This window comes from Streptomyces sp. NPDC059373 (genome assembly GCF_042751495.1).
Classification (GTDB): domain Bacteria; phylum Actinomycetota; class Actinomycetes; order Streptomycetales; family Streptomycetaceae; genus Actinacidiphila.
The window spans coordinates 1-1,439 of the sequence record NZ_JBHYXC010000098.1 but is presented as its reverse complement, the minus strand read 5'-3'; the positions used below and the strand labels follow the sequence as shown (position 1 = coordinate 1,439).

1 protein-coding gene is annotated in these 1,439 nt (G+C 70.9%); it reads right to left on the bottom strand.

Annotated elements, in window-relative coordinates:
• Nucleotides 1-172: 172 nt before the first annotated feature.
• Complete coding sequence (locus tag ACFXJ5_RS41185; protein ID WP_384643693.1) at nucleotides 173-1,396, bottom strand: IS4 family transposase; 1,224 nt, start codon at nucleotides 1,394-1,396, stop codon at nucleotides 173-175.
• Nucleotides 1,397-1,439 lie beyond the last annotated feature (43 nt).

The window sequence follows — 1,439 nt, the reverse complement described above, 5'->3', positions numbered from 1 at the left end:
CCCAATGCCGGTGACTTAGGTTCTGTCCTGCCGAGTGATGGTGACGGTGTCTGGTGCGGGTGGCGTCCAGTTGCGGTGCTCGGCCCGTTTGAGCGGCCAGTTGGACATCTTGCGTTTGATCACTCGGGGGCAGGTCCGGTGGCGGCGTGGGGGCAGTAGGCGTTCGGCGATCTCAGCCAGGGTGCGGGTGAGCGCCCGGGCGAGTCTGCCGGGGGGAAAACGCCGCCTGGGCCGGGACCTGGCGGCGCACGATCCGCAGGGACCGGGTGAAGGACAGGCGGTCAGGGTCCAGGCCCTCACGCAGGGCGCTTTGGTGCATCAGTTGCCGGATGGCGTGGTGCACCAGGAGGAAGCCGTAGATCTCCTGCTCCACGCCCCAGGGGTATTTCGAGCGCAGGACGAGCTTGGGGCCGCGCTGGTGGGTCTTGATCTCGTCCAGCGTGGTCTCGATCTCCCACCGCTGGGCGTAGAGGGCGGCCAGGTCCTGCGCCGGTGCTTCCTCAGGGTCGAGCAAGGTGGTCAGCAGGCGGTAGACGGTGGCGTCGCCGGTGCGGGCAAGGGTGTACTCGATCACGCGGACCACCACCGGGTTGCGGCGGCTCCTGCGGTCGGGTTCGGCATGGACCGTGCTGAGGTAGGAGCCGTCGGCGAGGACCCGCGTGACGGGCAGGGCCGCGCTCTTGCGCACCCGCCACAGCAGGTCCGCGCCGCTGTCCCGGGCGGCCTGCCACAACTCGAACCCGTAAAAGCCCCGGTCGGCCAGCAGCAGCATCCCCGCCCGCAGGTGGGTGAACAGCTGCCGTGACAGCACCGGCTCGCTCACCGACAGCGGCCCGACCGCCGCGCCGAACACCGCGTGGGTCCCGCACTCGGCCAGCGCCACCACCCTGGCCTGCGGGAACGCGCCCGTCCCGCGCCCTGAACCCGGACGGCCGAAGAAATCGTCGTTGGCCACGGTGTCCGCCAGGTCCAAGGTCGTGCCGTCCACCGCCACCAGATGCCACCGCCGATACCAGGCACCCGCCGTCTCCGGCACCGCCACCGGCCGGCACACCCGCGCGAACAGCGCCCTCAACGGCTCAGCGCCCAGCCGCCGGCGTGCCCGCCCGATCGCGGCGGTCGTCGGCACCCGCCACGACCGCCGCCCGCCCTCCAGTCCCTCACCCAGCAGCCGCGCGACCTCCTCATACCCCTGCCCGAAGAACAGGCACATCGCCAGCACGAAGTACACCACCACCCGCGCCGGCAGCAGACGACTGCGCTGCTCGACCCGCCCGGTCTCCGCGATCACCTCATCGACCAGGTCCCGCGGAAACGCCCGCGTCAGCACCCCGATCGCGATCCGGTCCGACAACCGCTCACCCGCAGGCGCCCTGACCTGCCCCACCCTCGCCATACGAAAGACAACGAGGCAAAGCCACCTAAGTCACCGGCATTGG